Source organism: Arcicella sp. GW822-FHT02H01 (genome assembly GCF_058802005.1).
The window spans coordinates 2,958,127-2,975,630 of the sequence record NZ_JBXANT010000001.1 but is presented as its reverse complement, the minus strand read 5'-3'; the positions used below and the strand labels follow the sequence as shown (position 1 = coordinate 2,975,630).

The following is a 17,504-nucleotide window of genomic DNA, read 5'->3' as shown; positions in this document are numbered from 1 at the left end:
TTTTAGTTAACTAAAAAGTTGTTCAATAAAGCAAAGAGGTCATTATTTTTTAAGATAATGAATCCTAAATATAGCTAAACTTGATGGTTTTCACCAAATAATTAATCACAAATTTAAGGGTTGGCAATAAAAAAGTCGCTTTATAGGATAAAGCGACTTTTTTAAATTATCATTATTTTTTCTTCCTTCGTGCCTTTTTTGCTTCGGTTAGTAATTTTTTTGCTTCTTCCCTTTGGGAAGATTTTCGCTCAGAATCATCTATTACCTGTTTGTAATACTCTATGGCAGTATCATAATCTTGGTCTTGCGAAGCTATTTTTCCTAGGGCTATCATCGATGACCAATAATAACCTGAATTATTAGACCCCGTTTGTTTAGCAAAGTCAATTGTTTTTTGAAAATATGTCTTTGCTTCTTTGTTGTCTCTATCATAATTCATTGCATAATAACCCAGAATATAAGCAGCATATCTACCACTCACGCCTTCATAACCAGGATAATGCTCGTCTATTTTTTGTAAAATACTTTTGGCAATGGTTTTAGCCTCAGAAACACGACCAGCAACAAAGGCACTCCTAGCATAAAATCGTTGAAAGAACGGATTGTCAGGGTAGGTCTCATACGTGTATTTCGACAAGTTCAATGCTTTTTCATTCATGTTTTCTAATCCATAAATCTGTAATAAAAAGTAGCGTGCCTCTGTGCGCGTATAAAAAGCATTATAACTTACTTTTTCTAACTGACTGATTCCTTTTGGTTTATCTCCTTTAGGAAACAACCAAAGTACTGGACGAAGCATCGCATAGTTGTCTTTTACATAATGGAAGTAATAATTATAAAGACCATCACCAAACATCAATTCTGGGCTAAAATCTGAGAAACTTCTTGACTTATCGAGATATTTTAGCGCATTTTTTGCGGCAAAAGTAGCCTTCGTCCAATGTTTTCTTTCAGAATGCAAACGACCTTTAAAAGCATAAGCTGCTGCCATAAAGAAAGCCGCCTCCGGATTTTCAGAATCATCCCATATTTTTTCAGCCTTTTCAATGCTTTTATCCATGTATTCTATACATCGCTCATCGTAAATGACATTTTCAGTATTAGGTACAATTTTCCACCACTCCATCAATCCCAATAAAAATTCAGGAAGGGGATGATCAGGATATTTTACTTTTAAATAATTAAACTCGCGTTCGGCTTCATAAAACTTGAAATTATACATGTGATTGATAGCCTGCGTAGCCTCAATCTGTACTTCTGCTGTAAGCAAAAGCATTCCTTTAGAACGCTCTTGTTCTGCTTTCTCTGTATCTTTCCACCATTGTGCGTTGGCTATTTGCTGTTGTGAAACCAACAAACTGCACAAGAGGAATACTTTTATATAAGTCGATAAATCAAATACTTTTTTCATGGTGATTGTCTTTTCTGGATGTAAATTTAAGGAAATTTTAAGTATTGCTCTAACGAATGATACAACGAAAAGCATTATTAAAAAGTGTCATTGATACAGATATTCTATTTATAAGGAGAGGTACTTGCTTTCTAACGATTTGGTGAGCTCTATAGATTAGCGTATTTTTACAAATTAGAAATCAAGCATTTATGAAATCCACGATACAAGTACACGATAAACATTTTGAAGTATTTATCGAACAAAGCATTTTAGAACAGCGCATCAATGCCCTTGCCACTGAAATCAACCAAGACTACACAGGGAAAAAACCTTTGTTTTTAGCTATTCTGAATGGTTCATTTATGTTCGCTGCTGAACTGATGAAATCTATTTCGGTGAGTTGCGAAATCACTTTCTTGCGAGTGTCGTCTTATCAAGCAACTACTTCTACAGGGAAAGTACATGAGATTTTGGGCTTATCTGAAAATATTGAAAACCGAGATATTATTATTATTGAAGATATTATAGATACTGGGCTAACGATGATTGAAATTAAAAAGCAATTATTGGCTCAAAATCCGAGTTCTTTGTCAATAGCTACGCTTTTCCAAAAACCAGAAGCGTTAAAAGAGCCTATTGATGTACAATACGTTGGGTTTGATTTAGAAAATAAATTTGTATTGGGCTATGGCTTAGATTATGACGGATTAGGAAGAAATCTGGCAGATTTGTATGTTTTATGTGAATAAGTAATATCCTTTCTCTATCACTAGCGAGGTAATTAAGTACCTCGCTAGTGATAGAGAAGTCTAAATTCAAGGTTTTAGTTTTCTAAGCTCCTCAGCACTTTGTGGAAAGCCCTGTCTCTGACAATAATCAATTAGTTGGTCTAATAAATTATTATCAATCGGTAAATTAAAGCCAATTCTTTCAGATAATTTCAGGTATTGTTCCTTTACAATTTGTGGACTATAAGGTATTTCTTTTACAGGTAGTTGAAATCCTTTATACAAGAATTTCAAGGCATCATAAAAGGCAGGTAATGATATTGTTCCATGGTCTTCATCTTCATAAAACTTCCAGTCCCACCTCAATTTACTTTCCTCATACTTAGGTAAAATTTCTTTCGTAAACTGCTGGATAGCCTGAGGATGATTGCTTGCTAAATCTCTCGGAGAAGAGGGCGTATTCGCTAGTCCGATATACAAACTTTTACCTTTTAGGCTATTTTTTTGTAAAAAAAGCTCGGCATCTTGTAATGTTTTTCCATTATCCCACCACAAACTAGGGTCTAAAGCAATATAAGCATTAAACAACTCAGGCGTGGTTATCAACGTATGAATAGCAAATAATCCACCGAATGAATGTCCTGATAATATCTTATAGCCATTAGTCCGATAACTACTATCAATCGTTGGGATTAATTCATCTTTTAGGAATTTTTTGAAATTTTCAGATCCTCCGCTACTGGTAAATAGTTTTATTTTTTTATCCGCTGGGTCACCAATAGGAGCATTAGTAGGCGTTAAATCCCGCGTTCGGTCGGTGTTATTAATCCCTACCACAATCATATTAGGGATGGAAGCGTATACTCCTTTTGATAAAAAGGATACAATTGGTGCACTGTATTGAAAATTCATTTCACCATCCAAAAGATATAAAACTGTATATTTTTCGGTTTTATACTTCGAGTTCTGATAGTTCGCAGGCAAGGCAACCCAATAGTTCCTCTCTTCTTTTAGGATATTAGAATATATTTGCTGCTTTTTACCTATTTCCTGTGTTTCTTGGGCTAGTACCATATTACTTATACAGCAACAGGCTATAAAAATTAATATATTTTTCATTAGATTTTGTTGGGAATAAAAGTTTTTGAACCTGATGTTTGTACTCCTTTTTTCTCTTTTTTGCGTCGTCCCAACCAAATAAAAAAACCTGTGATGGGCAAGCTTGTACAAATTAGCCCCACCATAAAAGTGAATATTTTAGAGGGTAATCCATACCAATAGCCCACATGTAAGTCGAAATTAAGGGTTTCAATTTGCTCGTGTTTTTGTAAATCCTTTGGAAACTTTACAAATTCTCCAGTATACCTATTTACTGCTCCAGCCTGTCCATTAACCCAACTCTTTAGTCCTACTTTTTCGGCTACTACACAGTAAAGGGTAGTGACGCTGTCTTTTCGAGGAATACTTAGTCTGACAATTTTTACATTATCACCAGATTGTAACTGATGGTCAATAATTTGGTCGTAAGACATAAACCTCAGGTCTTTTTCATACTTTGGTGTAAGCTTTTTTTCTTGCTCATGGGCATCAGTACTTCCTCCAAACACTGTTTGTGTAAGATTTCCCAATACTTCATAAGCCATTATCAAACCCGTTACCGTAATCAGAATAGCAGGAAGAAGACTATAAAACCCTAAGACATTATGCAAATCATAATTTTTACGCTTCCATTTTGTCGTTTTTTTCCACAAGAATTTTACTCGTTGCGAAAGGGCATTAGCATTAACAGGCCACCAAAGCACTAGCCCACTGATAAGTTGAAAAAAGAAAATAATGGTGGCAATGCCTACTACTATCCTACCCGTTTCGTGCAATAAAAGTTGTGAATGCAAATGGGCTACTACATAAAAAAACCAATATGAGCTACTAACTCCTTGGACTTCCCCAGTATATGGATTTAACCAAGTATAAGTAAAGTTCGACTGTTCCTTATCTCCTGAGGCTATTTTAAAACTTTTGTTCGGGTCTTTATATACTTCAAAATAAAAAGGTTTTCTATCAGGATATTGTTGTTTGAAGGCACTGATTAATTGTTCTGACGAAAGTCTAGGACTATTTGTGGCTTGTACATACCTAGCATTGCCTGCCAAAGCCTCGATGGTTTCGTCACAGAAAACAAATAATGTTCCTGTAAGAGACACCACCAAGACAATCAGGCCAGCTGTTAAACCTAGCCATAAATGTAGCCAGCTATTCATCTTGCTTATCCAGTTTTTCTTGTTGGATTGTTTTTTTGTATTCTCTTTCATGTCTGATTTGAATAGAAAAACCTGACTATAAAATATAGTCAGGCAAATAGATTAGAGTTTGTACATGTTAGAATTTTATCGTCAAGTTGGCTATGAGTTGACGCGTAGGCATCATATTAGCCCAGAAGTCAGACAACCAATATTTTTTGTTGGTGATATTATTAACTTTTATCCCAAAGCGGTATTTCGGTTTATCAACAAAAACAGTTCCGTCAATAGTAGTATATCCTTTTGCCGAGAACGTATTGGTATCGTTAATAAACGAATCGCTCTGTACATTTCCGCCAAAACCAACACCAAATCCTTTTGCTTTTCCTTCTTCTATTTTATAGCTCATCCACAAGTTACCCACGTGCTTAGGGGTAGAGTACGGTCTTTTGCCTTCTACGTTCGCTGCTGATTTTACAAACTTGCTTTCGTTATAACCGTAGCCAAAAATTAAGTGTAAACCTTTGATAGGGTTAGCAATTAAATCAGCTTCATAACCTTTGCTCAACTGTGTTCCATCTTGAATCGAGAAAAGAGGGTTATTAGGGTCAGTACGTACTTTGTTAGATACCTGAATGTCATAATAACTAAATGTTCCATTCAGTTTACCTTCTAATAATTCTACTTTAATCCCCCCCTCAATTTGATTAGCTTGTTCTGGTTTAAAGGCTACTGCTTTGCTCGGGCTAGCCGCTGTTGTGGTAGGTGCTACGTTGGTAAAACCATTCATGTAATTGGTAAAAAGTGATACTTTATCTTTTACCAATTGATACACTGCACCAAGTTTAGGCGAAAGTGCCGTCTGCGTATAGTTGGCAGTAACGTCATTAAAATTATCTACTCTCAAACTTGCCATCACCAATAGGCGGTCGGTAAAGTTGATTACATCAGATGCATAAAAACTGATAGTATTTCTATTTCTGTGGTTAATCAACCAAGGTTCTTTAGCGGCAGCAATAATGGCTTTATATTTCTCCATATTGATAAATGGCGCTTCTTGGTTTATTTTTACGGCATCATAAGGGTTAGCAATCCAACGACTATCGTTTGTACCTAAGTAAACATACTCTGCTCCTACAAGCAATCTGTTTCTCATACCTCCGATATTAAAATCGCCAATAAAGTTTTGTTGAACTTGTGTCGTTTTAAAATAACTGTTAATACTCATCAGCCTTCTGTTCATGGTAGTGTCAGAAGTAATTAACAAAAACAAGTAATTGGCTTTGTTATCCGTAAAAGCATTTGAAAAAATTGTTTGCGAAGTCCATGTGTCAGATAGCTTATACGTTGCTCTTGCAAAAATATTTCTGTTTTGATTTTCTGATACAAAATCATCTGTAGTATACGAACGGTTAAAATCAAAATTCATATCATCAAAACTCGTGAAGCTTTTAGGGCCATTCCCTGCCAAACCTATATAAGTAGCATTTCTAGTACTTTTAAATAGTTCAAGTTCAAAGTCAAGGGTTAGTTTGTCATTGACACGATAGGTAAAAGCTGGAGACACAAACATTGTATTGCTTACGCCATAGTCTTGCCAAGTCTTCTGGTTATCAAGCGCACCATTGATTCTGAACAACATCGATTTATCTTCATTCAGTGGTGTATTAAGGTCCATCGTAGTACGGCTCAAAGACCAGCTACCTGTGGAATAAGAGATTTCGCCTTTGAAATAATCTAAAGGTCTTTTGGTTACTCTGTTTACCAAACCACCATAAGTAACCAATGTAGAACCAAAAAGCGTTGCCGAAGGTCCTTTTATTACTTCGATACTTTCTAAGTTAGCAGGGTCGTTCATGGTAACCCAATTGGTATTTGCACCATTTCTGAGTGAGCCAGCATTACCACTAAATCCCCTAGTACGTAATGTTAGTCCAACACCCCCTGAACCAACAGATTGTGTAATATTATTCAAGCCCGGAGCAGCAGTAATTGCACTTCTAAAATCTATCGCCATTTGCTCTTGGACGAGTTCTTTTGGTACTACCGTATAAACCTGTGGGTTTTCAAGGTTGTTTAGGGGCATCCGTGCTACAAAATCACTTTGCTTCTTGGCAAATTTTTGGGCCGCACTCACCACTACTACTTCACTTAATTGTTTAGCAGAAACATCTAATTGAACATTTAATTCTGTAGTTCTGTCTTCATATACGCTAACTGTTTTTTCTAATTTTTCATATCCTACTAAACTAAACACTAACGTATAATCTCCTGATTTTAAATTCCTGAAGTCATAATGACCATTGTTATCCGTCTTTGTTCCTTTTGAGGTAGTCTTTAGGATAATGCTTACAAATTCTGCGGGGTCGCCTTCTTTAGTTGTAACACGACCTTTAATTGAGCCTAATTGTGCAAAAGCAAACTGCACAGTCAATAAAAACACTATACTTAAATAGAGTTTTTTAGTAATTGTTTTTTTCATTGTTTGTATGGGAATAATGGGTTTAAAATGGGTACTTATTTATGTTAATAGACAGGTTTAATACTTTTTTATATGTACAAACATTAGTTGATTTGTACATTATTTTTATTTAGACTAATTCTTAATAGTTGCAACAAAAGTATAAATCAAATTAATTGCAGACAAGTTTTATTTAGAATAATTCTAATATATGATATAAATACCTATGCTGAAATATGAAATTAATGAAAGCAATGGATGTGATAAGTAGCTGATATTAACATAATTAGCACTTGACATCTATCAGCAAAACAATTCCGAAAAATAAAAAGTGATATTTATCATTATAGTATTTTTTTGAGAATCAATCCACGAAAAACTAGCTTTTTATGAAGGAAAGTAAAATTTAATATTAATGACGTTAGAAGATAATACCTTGAAAACGTTAGACTATCACTACAGACTAAGGATGTATTTTGGTACAATAGTTGCTTTATAATACCTGTATATGGAAAAGAAAGGTTTCCTTTACTGATGATCAGCTTGTTACACACAATATTCTATATTAGAATATTGTTATATATGGAAGACTAAATACTGTATAAAAAGCAAATATTTAATTAAATTTGTGGTTCGACAAATAAATCACTAATGAGTAAAGGCGTATTATATTTTGAACTAACAACCCCTGTTGAAGACAATAGACCTGTATTTATTTCAGGAAGTTTCAACGAATGGCTGCCCAATAAAGAAGAATTCCGTTTGAACAAAGTTGAAGACGGAAAATATGAATTGAAGTTACCAGATACTATTAAGCTACCAGAAAGCTTTGAGTATAAATATACCAAAGGTGGCTGGAATCAAGTAGAATTAGATGAATTTGGTAAACCTACAGCCAACAGAACATCCAAAGTAAAAACGGGTGTTTTAAAAGACTTTGTACCACACTGGCGACTAGATGGCGAAAATCTTTCAGGTGATTTAATGCCTGAAATCCGCTTAATTTCTGATGCTTTTGAGATACCACAGTTTGATAGAAAGCGTGCTGTGTATATCCTTTTGCCTCATAATTATGAAACATCCGACAAACATTATCCTGTAATTTATTTACAAGACGCTCAGAATTTATTTGGCGGAGGTTCTGTATTTGGAAATTGGGGAATTGATAAGCAATTGGCCGTTTTGGCTGCACGTGGGCATGGCGATGTAATTGTAGTGGCTGTGGCACATGGTGGTGAACAACGCTATCAAGAGTATTCGCCCTATAATAATCCTAAAATGGGAAAAGGACAGGGCAGAAAGTACACTCAATTTTTGGCTAAAACACTAAAACCATATATTGACAAGAACTTTCGTACACGTCCAGAAAGAGAATTTACAGGTATTGGTGGAAGCTCGCTAGGAGGTTTAATCAGTATTTATTCAGGCTTGATGTTTCCAGAAGTATTCGGGAAGTTGATGGTTTTCTCTCCATCACTATGGGTTTCGCCTAATATTTACTTTGATGCCATTGATTTTATCTCACATTTACCAACCGACATTTATGTATATGCTGGTGGTGACGAAGGAACGATGATGTTACCGAATGTGGAAAAACTAAAGCAGACTTTCCAGAGACAAGGCATCAGGAAAACGGATATCCATCTTTCGTATGACCCTGATGGAATGCATAACGAAGACCAATGGGGAAAAGAATTTCCTAAAGCGATAGAGTGGTTATTCTATAGTTAGTCATTCATGAAAATTTAATCTTCAAACGGCTCATTTATTTACATTTTTGTAAGTAGATGAGCCATTTTTTTGTTTTTATGTTTTATGAAATGTTATGGCATTTAGGTTTGTTATACTATTAGATAACTTACAGCATATCATTACCATAAATTATTAAATATCCTCTATTTTTGCTTATTGCTGTCAGTCCTTTTTTGTGAGTATCTTTTGTTAATATTTAGGTAAATTATCCATTATGAATCGTATAGAACAACTAAGTAAAATCTCATCAATAGAACAATTTGATTTGTGCATCATAGGTGGAGGAGCAACAGGTGCGGGTATTGCCCTAGATGCTACCCTAAGAGGTTTAAAGGTATTGTTAATTGATAAAGCTGATTTTGCAGGTCAAACTACATCTAAATCTACGAAACTTATTCATGGCGGAGTGCGCTATCTTGAGCAAGCTGTAAAAAAATTGGATTGGGAACAGTACAAAATGGTGCAGAAGAGTCTCCATGAAAGAGATACGTTGATAAAAAATGCCCCTCATCTTACTCGCCCATTAGCACTATTAACCCCTTGTTATTCTTGGATTGAAGGTATTTACCTTACAATCGGCTTAAAACTCTATGAGTGGATAGCAGGAAATCATGGTATTGGTGCTAGTAAATGGCTATCGAGAAAAGAAGCGTTAAAAACCATTCCTGAATTAAAAAAAGAAAATCTAACCTCTGCAGTATTATATTACGATGGGCAATTGGATGATGCACGTTATTGTTTAGCAATTATTCAAAAGGCGGAAGCTTTGGGAGCAACCGTTTTGAACTATGCCGAAGCTGTTCGTTTTGAAAAAGATAGTGAAGGAAAGCTAACTGCTTTGACGATTAAAGATAATGTGAGCAATAATACTTTAACGGTTCAGTCGAAAGTATTTATCAATGCTACGGGGCCTTTTGCAGACCATATTCGTAAGATGGCGAACACAAAATTGAAACCTCGGATGAAAGTAAGCAGAGGCGCTCATATTGTTTTGCCTACCAGTTTGATGAAAAATGAAACAGCCATCTTAGTACCTAAAACGGATGATGGAAGAGTTTTATTTATTATTCCTTGGCAAGACCATCTGTTGGTAGGAACAACCGACGAAGAAGATAAGCTTTCTGAAAACCCAGACTTAGAACCAGACGAAATTCCATATTTATTAAGTTATGTAAATCGTTATTTAGAAAAAAACGTAACACCCGAAGAAATTACCAGTGGTTTTGCAGGACAAAGACCATTGCTCGGAAAAGCTGAAAAAAGTTCTGATACCAAATCACTTGTCCGTGACCACGAGGTAGAGATTGATAAGAGTAGTCAGTTGGTAAGTATCATGGGTGGAAAATGGACTACCTATCGCTTAATGGCGAAAGATACCATAGACCATGTTTATGAAACCATTTGGCATAAAGAACCAGTACTTTGTACATCCGAACATCAGTTATTACATGGCGCAGAAGGCTATCATTTTGAAGATTGGCAACAACTTGTCAGTCAATATCATATTTCACCAATAATAGCACAGCATTTGATGAAAAAGTATGGTTCATTGGCAGGAACTGTATTAAGTTTAACGAACAATCAGCCTGAATTGAAAGAATTGATTCATCCTAATCATCCATTTATCAAAGCGGAGATAATATATGCTATCCAAGAAGAAATGGCTGTTACTACGCAAGATGTACTAAACAGAAGGTTGGGTTTAGGATTAAGAGACGCACAAGCCGCTAAAGCATCAGAAGGTTTGGTAGAGGCTTTTTTAAGTACTGGGAAAACATTTATCAGCCATCAAAATATTGAAAATTAAACAAAGATTTACAACGCTCTAATTTATTCAATTACCTAATTAACTATCAAAAACACTCTTTAAAATGTATATAGGCTCTATTGACCAAGGGACTACCAGTACCCGCTTCATCATTTTCGACAAACAAGGCAATCAAATTTCTGTCGGACAAAAAGAACATTCTCAGATATATCCACAAGCTGGTTGGGTAGAACACGACTCAGATGAAATCTGGAGCAATACACAAGAAGTAATCGGACTAGCATTGGGCAAAGCCAATCTTTCGCCTTTGGATATTGCGGCGGTAGGCATTACCAATCAACGAGAAACAACAGTAGTATGGAATAAATTCACTGGTCAGCCTTATTACAACGCCATTGTATGGCAAGATACCCGCGTAGGTACGATGGTAGCCGATTTAGCTAAAGAAGGCGGAGGCGATTGTTTTCGTGAAAAAACAGGATTACCTCTGGCTACTTACTTTAGCGGTTTAAAACTAAAATGGCTTTTAGAAAACGTAGAAGGGCTCAGAGCAGATGCAGAAGAAGGAACAGCCATTTTTGGCAATATGGATACTTTCATCATTTGGCATTTAACGGGCGGAACAGATGGCGGAATCCATATTACTGATGTAACCAATGCTAGCAGAACCCAATTGATGAATCTGAAAACCTTAGCTTGGGACGATGAGATACTCCAAAAATTAAATATACCAAAAGCAATGTTGCCAGCCATAAAATCAAGCAGTGAAGTCTATGGCGAAGCTCGTGGTGTACTTTCGGGTGTACCCGTAGCAGGAGATTTAGGCGACCAGCAAGCGGCCTTAGTAGGACAAACTTGCTTTGCCCCTGGCGAAGCCAAAAATACTTATGGTACGGGTTGCTTTATGTTGATGAATACGGGCGAGAAAATAACGCCGTCGACCTTCGGGTTGCTTACTACGGTAGCATATCAGTTTGGCAATCAACCAGTAAAATATGCCTTAGAAGGTTCTGTTGCCATTACAGGTGCATTGGTACAGTGGCTTCGTGATAATTTAGAAATTATTAAAAATAGTGCGGAGATTGAAACGTTGGCAAATGCTGTAGAAGACAACGGAGGGTGTTATTTCGTCCCTGCTTTCTCGGGTTTGTATGCTCCTTATTGGCAAGCAGATGCTCGTGGTGTAATTGTAGGACTGACACGTTATGTCACTAAAGCTCATATTGCAAAAGCCGCATTGGAAGCTACCGCTTATCAAACCTTGGAAGTATTAGAGGCAATGGAAAAAGATGCAGGCATTGAAATTTCTTCGCTAAGAGTTGATGGAGGGATGGTAGTAAACGAAACGTTAATGCAATTTCAGGCAGATATGGTAGATGTACCTGTGGTTTGTCCTGCTATGATAGAAACCACCGCTTTGGGTGCTGCTTATGCCGCAGGCTTAGCCATTGGCTATTGGGAAGACCTAGAAGACTTGAAACAAAACTGGGGTATTGCACAAACGTGGACTCCTAATATGGAGGCATCAAAAAGAGAAAAACTTTATCATTATTGGAAAAAAGCCGTCACTCGTAGCTTTGAGTGGGAAGAATAATAAATCCGTAGCACGAGTTTTCAACTCGTGTCACATTAATTTGACGAGTTGAAAACTCGTGCTACGGTTTAAATTATAGCTTAACAATCGTTTTCCCCACAGCTTTTCCTTTCAACATCAAATCTAATTTGTCGGGTACTTCTTCTAAGGAAATTTCATGGGCAAGCAATGCTAAATTATTTGGTTTCCAGTCTGTCGCTAATTTTTGCCAAATGTTCTGTCGTAAAGGCATTGGGCATTCTGCTGAATCTATTCCAAACAATGTATTGCCACGCAAAATAAAAGGTAATACAGTAGTATGCAATTCAGCAGAAGCCACTAAACCACAAATGGCTGCCGAACCTCCATACGTTAAAGACTTCAATGCTGTTGCCAAAATATTCCCGCCAACGGTATCAACTACCCCTGCGTAAGCAGATTTTAACAATGGTCTCCCCGACTGGTCGTCTAATGCTTCTCTAGTAACGATTTCGCTAGCACCTATTTTCTTCAAGAAATCAACTGCCTCAGGTTTTCCAGTTACTGCTACTACTTCAAAACCTAATTTAGAGAGTATTGCAATGGCTAGCGTCCCTACTCCGCCCGTCGAGCCTGTTACTAACACTTTCCCTTTTTCAGGACTTAATCCATGATTAAGTAGTGCATTGATGCACATACCAGCCGTAAAACCAGCTGTTCCGTTTATCATTGCTTCTCTTAAAGTTAATCCACTAGGCAATTTTACAATCCAGTTCGCTGGTACACGAATATATTCTGCAAAACCACCTGCGGTATTCATTCCTAAATCATAGCTGGTAACAATTACTTGGTCGCCTACCTGAAAATCAGAAGAATCGCTTTCTTCAACAACTCCTGCGGCGTCAATGCCTGGCGTATGTGGATAGTTTTTACTTACACCTTTATTTCCTACTGACGACAAGGCATCTTTATAATTCAAGGCCGAATACTCTACTTTTATTAATACTTCACCTACAGGCAAATCTGAAATCTCTCTTTTTATAATATTCCTGACATACTGCTTTTCTACATTTTCAGAAATCACTAAGGCTTTAAAAGAATGGCTCATGGTTTTGTGTTTGTTTGGTGAAACAAGCTATATTTATACTGTAAACCTCTACAAAAAAACATTGAAAGTCAAGTAGTTACAAAGCTTACAGTTACTTACAAAAAGTACAGTTTTTCTGATAATCAAGTACTTAATTTTTATGATACTAGAAAAAAACTATATCGAACAAGATTGTCCTTCTGATGTATTTATGAAAATACTGAAAGGAAAATGTAAAACCACCTTGATTGTGTTGATTAAAAAAGGAATAAACCGTTTTGGTGAAATGAAAAGATCCTTGCCAACCATTAGCGAAAGAATGTTAGCCAAGCAACTAGACGAGCTTGAAGCCGATGGTATTTTATCAAGAACGGTATTTGCCGAAGTACCCTTGAAGGTAGAATATAGTTTAACAGCTTATGGCGAAACGTTATATCCGATTGTAAAGGAAATCAGGCGTTGGGGTAGAATCCATCAAGAAAAAATATTAAAAATAAATGTATAATTGATTTTTTCACTGACATACTGTTGTCAGTAAGCCTTAATTACTTTGCATTGTTAATAAAAAATAAACCTCAAATAATAAGTTACTATGCAAGTACAAGTAAAAGAAATACCTGCTCAGAAGTATTTTATCTATCGAACAGAAACTACGCTGTTAAACGTAAATGCTATTGCTGTACGTGAAATTGACACGCTGTATGCTACCGCTGGACAATTGGGCTTAGACACCTCAGCACCGCTTGAATTTATTTATTGGGGAGCTACAGGCGATGTAGAAAAACCATTTACGCTGGAGATTGCTCTACCTGTGGGAAATCAAGCAATAGAAGTTCCAGCACCTTATGAACTGGTTGAGCATCCTGTTTTCAAAGCTTTTGCCTATACACATTATGGCGATTTTAGTGATATCATGCCAGTTTATAAGGAGCTTTTCAACACTTTATTTGCACAAGGATATAAACCTACTAATCAAACGAGAGAGGTATATATCAAATGGGTAGATTTGACTTCTTCTGAAAACGTTACGGAGATTTTATTGGGGATTGAATAGTTAAAGTATCGAAAACAGTAGCACGAGTTTTCAACTCGTGTAGTCATTAAATTTGACGAGTTGAAAACTCGTGCTACAAAAAAAGCCCCAGACTCTTGGGGCTTTTTTACTATTATCAAAAATAGTTATTACTATAAAACAAATCCAACCCCAACGGTTGAGTTCGTTTGGTCATCCACTAAAATAAAGGCTCCATTTGCAGGATTGTATTCGTATTTATCTGCAAAAATTGGCTTGGCAGTTTTCAAGACAATCTCTCCAATTTCGTTCAATTTTAATTCAGAAACGGCATCTACAATCGTATCTTGGTTCACTACATCAATTTTATTGTTCAAAGCTACTACTTTCGCTTTTGAATCATTGATGCCATGTTGAAGGATATAAGTTTTACCTGAAACCAATGGTTTAGAATCCATCCAACAAATTCTTGCAGTGATTTCTTTCAATGGCTCAAGCGTTGAAGTAGATTTCACCAACATATTACCACGAGAAACATCTACGTCTGTCTCTAAAGTAATTACTACAGATTCCTTCGCTCCTGCTTTTTCTAATTGCGTACCGAATTTTTCAATCGTCGCAATTTTAGAGTTTTGTCCTGTAGGCAAAACAGTGATTTCATCTCCTACCGAGAAAGAACCACTGGCAATTTTACCTGCATACCCTCTATAATCGTGGAATTCTTCTGTTTTTGGACGAACCACAAATTGAACAGGGAAACGTGCAGGTTTTTTTATTTCGTCGAAATTGGTAGATTCTAATTCTTCTAACAATGGCGCACCTGTAAACCAAGGCATTTCAGTTGACTGGGTAGAGAGGTTTTGTCCATATAAAGAAGACATTGGAATGAAAGTAATTTCCTGTCCTTCAAAAGATACTTTATTAGCCAAAGCCTGAACAGCATCTTTGATTTCGTTGAAACGTTCTTCTGAATAACCTACTAAGTCCATCTTGTTGACACACACAATTACTTTCGGAATACGAAGCATTGATGAGATAAAGAAGTGACGGAAAGTTTGTTCTAACACACCATTACGTGCATCTACTAAAATCATAGATACCTTTGTATTTGAAGCCCCAGTAACCATATTACGAGTATATTCAAAGTGACCAGGCGTATCTGCAATGATGTATTTACGTTTTGGCGTAGAGAAATAAATATTGGCTACGTCAATAGTAATCCCTTGTTCACGTTCGGCGATAAGGCCGTCTGTTAATAAAGAAAGGTCTAAAAAATCTAAGCCTTTACGTTTTGAAGCCGCTTCTAATGCTTCAATTTTATCACGCGTAATTGATTTCGTTTCGTATAAAAGTCGTCCGATGAGGGTACTTTTCCCATCATCCACCGAACCTGCTGTTGCTATTCTTAAAATATCCATCTTTTTTATTGAGTGAATGGTGATTGAGTGATTGAGTGATTTTATTGGAATATTAAATATTCACTCAATCACTAACTCGCTCAATCACTCAATTCATTAAAAATATCCTTGTTGTTTACGTTTTTCCATCGCTGCTTCAGAACGTTTGTCGTCTATTCTGGCACCACGTTCTGAGATTTCTGCTGATAGAATTTCGCCAATGATATCGTCTAATTCTATTGCTTCAGAAGCCACAGCTGCAGTACACGTCATGTCGCCAACGGTACGGAAACGAACGGTTTCTTCAAAAGGAATTTCTTCTGCATCTTTATTCAAATATTCAGAATCTGCCCAAAGCATTCCATCACGCTGAATTACCTGACGTTTGTGCGAATAATAGATAGAAGGAATCGCCATTTCTTCTTCTTTGATATAATTCCAAACATCTAATTCTGTCCAATTTGAAATTGGGAATACTCTTACGTTTTCACCAATAGCAATACGACCATTCAACATATCAAATAATTCTGGACGTTGACGCTTAGCATCCCACTGTCCGAAATCATCACGCACTGAGAAAATACGTTCTTTCGCACGTGCTTTCTCTTCGTCACGTCTTGCACCACCAATACAAGCATCGAATTTGAATTCTTCGATAGCATCTAGTAAAGTAACCGTCTGCAAGGCATTACGAGAAGCATATTTTCCTGATTCTTCTTTTACTTTTCCTTGGTTGATAGAATCTTGTACATAACGTACTATCAATTCTGCCCCCGTCTCTTTAGCCAACCAATCACGAAATTCAATGGTTTCTGGGAAATTATGACCCGTATCTACATGAAGTAATGGGAAAGGAATTTTTCCCGGATAAAAAGCTTTTTGAGCTAAACGTACTAACGTGATAGAATCTTTCCCACCAGAAAACAAAAGCGCTGGTTTCTCAAACTGAGCTACAACCTCACGCATAATATAGATTGCTTCGTCTTCTAATTCACGAGGGAAAAAACCAAATTTCGGAGTGGAAACTTCTGGACTTGGATTTTTTAAATTATCAACCATATTTTTAATTTTTTATTAACTCTTTGACTGTCAGCTATAAGCAATGAGCTACAAGCTTTTTGTACTTTATATTAATCACAATTGAAACGATAGACTAGACTACTCATCACTCAAAATTCATAACTTATCACTAACTATGCAAGCCACATTCCTTTTGTGAAGCTTCCCACCACCAACGTCCCGCACGTGGATGTTCTCCTTCTTGGATGGCTCTGGTACAAGGTGCACAACCAATCGAAATAAAGCCTTTTCTGTGTAAAGGGCTATCAGGAACTCTGTTTTCTTTCAGATAAGCCAATACATCTTCGTAAGTCCAATGAATAAGTGGATTGTATTTAATGACATTATTGTTATTATCCCATTCAACAATTTCCATATCAGAACGGTTCTCTGATTGCTCCGCACGTAAACCAGTAATCCAAATTTCGGCACCTGCCAATGCTCTTTTTAAAGGCTCTATTTTACGAATACCACAACATTCTTTACGATTTTCAACAGAAAAATAAAAGCTATTAAATCCTTTTTCTTTTACTAAGGCTTCTACTTTGGCAGTATTAGGAAAATAAGTCTCAAATTCTTTTCCATACTTATTTTTGGTAGTATCCATCAGCTCATAAGTCTCTTGGAATAAACGACCAGTATCAAGCGTAAAAACTTTGATAGGAAGATTGTTCTTAAAAATAGCATCGGTAATTACTTGGTCTTCCTGACCGAACGATGATGAGAAAACTACATTTCCATAGTTTTCAGCCATATAACTTAGCCCTTCTGTAAGTGAAAGACCTTCTAAGGCTTGTTTTAACTGACTTAAATCTGACATAAGCAATCCTGAATTTTATCCTCGTATCCGAGCTTGGCAAAATTTCATATCTGCTTAGTTACACTTGGCAAACTTTTCGGCTTTTAGACTTGTTAATCCTTTAGCAATTAGTTTTAACTGGTAGCTAAGTAATTAGGAGTACAAAGTTAGACAAAGTCTATTAAAAAAAATCATATAAAGTCTATTAATTGGGTAGATTTTAGCTAAAATATTTTTAAACCAAAAAAAATTTCGTACT

General features: G+C 36.3%; 14 protein-coding genes. 6 read left to right on the top strand and 8 right to left on the bottom strand.

Annotated features, from left to right (window positions below; translation table 11 throughout):
• Positions 1-172: 172 nt before the first annotated feature.
• On the bottom strand, positions 173-1,411 hold the full coding sequence (locus tag AC1RNE_RS12645) for a tetratricopeptide repeat protein (RefSeq protein ID WP_492801307.1): 1,239 nt from the start codon (positions 1,409-1,411) through the stop codon (positions 173-175).
• Positions 1,412-1,602: 191 nt separating this feature from the next.
• On the opposite strand from AC1RNE_RS12645, the gene hpt reads away from it, so the two are divergent.
• Complete coding sequence (hpt, locus tag AC1RNE_RS12640; protein WP_492801306.1) at positions 1,603-2,142, top strand: hypoxanthine phosphoribosyltransferase; 540 nt, start codon at positions 1,603-1,605, stop codon at positions 2,140-2,142.
• Between the two features lie 66 nt (positions 2,143-2,208).
• Here hpt and AC1RNE_RS12635 read toward each other — a convergent pair whose 3' ends face one another.
• The 3 genes from AC1RNE_RS12635 to AC1RNE_RS12625 form a co-directional block, all read right to left on the bottom strand.
• Positions 2,209-3,240 carry an alpha/beta hydrolase gene (locus AC1RNE_RS12635; protein ID WP_492801305.1) on the bottom strand — a complete coding sequence of 344 codons (1,032 nt, stop codon included), beginning with the start codon at positions 3,238-3,240 and terminating at the stop codon, positions 2,209-2,211.
• A complete protein-coding gene (locus tag AC1RNE_RS12630) occupies positions 3,240-4,430 on the bottom strand; it encodes a PepSY-associated TM helix domain-containing protein (protein ID WP_492801304.1) in 1,191 nt (396 codons plus the stop codon). The genes AC1RNE_RS12635 and AC1RNE_RS12630 overlap by 1 nt, the downstream gene beginning before the upstream one ends.
• Positions 4,431-4,497: 67 nt before the next feature.
• A complete protein-coding gene (locus AC1RNE_RS12625) occupies positions 4,498-6,840 on the bottom strand; it encodes a TonB-dependent siderophore receptor (RefSeq protein ID WP_492801303.1) in 2,343 nt (780 codons plus the stop codon).
• Between the two features lie 630 nt (positions 6,841-7,470).
• Between AC1RNE_RS12625 and AC1RNE_RS12620 the strand changes: the two genes are divergently transcribed.
• The 3 genes from AC1RNE_RS12620 (at position 7,471) to glpK (ending at position 11,933) form a co-directional block, all read left to right on the top strand.
• Positions 7,471-8,550 (top strand): alpha/beta hydrolase, encoded by a 1,080-nt coding sequence (locus AC1RNE_RS12620; RefSeq protein WP_492801302.1) that lies wholly within the window; start codon positions 7,471-7,473, stop codon positions 8,548-8,550.
• Positions 8,551-8,785: 235 nt separating this feature from the next.
• A complete protein-coding gene (locus AC1RNE_RS12615) occupies positions 8,786-10,378 on the top strand; it encodes a glycerol-3-phosphate dehydrogenase/oxidase (RefSeq protein ID WP_492801301.1) in 1,593 nt (530 codons plus the stop codon).
• Positions 10,379-10,442: 64 nt separating this feature from the next.
• Positions 10,443-11,933, top strand: coding sequence for a glycerol kinase GlpK (gene glpK / locus AC1RNE_RS12610; protein ID WP_492801300.1), 1,491 nt, complete (start codon positions 10,443-10,445; stop codon positions 11,931-11,933).
• A 73-nt stretch (positions 11,934-12,006) separates the two neighbouring features.
• Here glpK and AC1RNE_RS12605 read toward each other — a convergent pair whose 3' ends face one another.
• Entirely contained in the window at positions 12,007-12,999 is a 993-nt protein-coding gene (locus tag AC1RNE_RS12605) for a YhdH/YhfP family quinone oxidoreductase (protein WP_492801299.1), read from the bottom strand.
• A gap of 139 nt (positions 13,000-13,138) precedes the next feature.
• On the opposite strand from AC1RNE_RS12605, the gene AC1RNE_RS12600 reads away from it, so the two are divergent.
• Positions 13,139-13,483 (top strand): winged helix-turn-helix transcriptional regulator, encoded by a 345-nt coding sequence (locus AC1RNE_RS12600; protein ID WP_492801298.1) that lies wholly within the window; start codon positions 13,139-13,141, stop codon positions 13,481-13,483.
• A gap of 87 nt (positions 13,484-13,570) precedes the next feature.
• A complete protein-coding gene (locus AC1RNE_RS12595) occupies positions 13,571-14,032 on the top strand; it encodes a GyrI-like domain-containing protein (RefSeq protein WP_492801297.1) in 462 nt (153 codons plus the stop codon).
• A gap of 131 nt (positions 14,033-14,163) precedes the next feature.
• Here the strand turns inward: AC1RNE_RS12595 and AC1RNE_RS12590 are convergent, their stop codons facing one another.
• From AC1RNE_RS12590 to AC1RNE_RS12580, 3 genes are all read right to left on the bottom strand, one after another.
• On the bottom strand, positions 14,164-15,408 hold the full coding sequence (locus AC1RNE_RS12590) for a sulfate adenylyltransferase subunit 1 (protein WP_492801296.1): 1,245 nt from the start codon (positions 15,406-15,408) through the stop codon (positions 14,164-14,166).
• A gap of 96 nt (positions 15,409-15,504) precedes the next feature.
• A complete protein-coding gene (gene cysD, locus AC1RNE_RS12585; protein ID WP_309924564.1) occupies positions 15,505-16,446 on the bottom strand; it encodes a sulfate adenylyltransferase subunit CysD in 942 nt (313 codons plus the stop codon).
• A gap of 130 nt (positions 16,447-16,576) precedes the next feature.
• Positions 16,577-17,266 (bottom strand): phosphoadenylyl-sulfate reductase, encoded by a 690-nt coding sequence (locus tag AC1RNE_RS12580; protein ID WP_309924566.1) that lies wholly within the window; start codon positions 17,264-17,266, stop codon positions 16,577-16,579.
• Between the last annotated feature and the right edge of the window lie 238 nt (positions 17,267-17,504).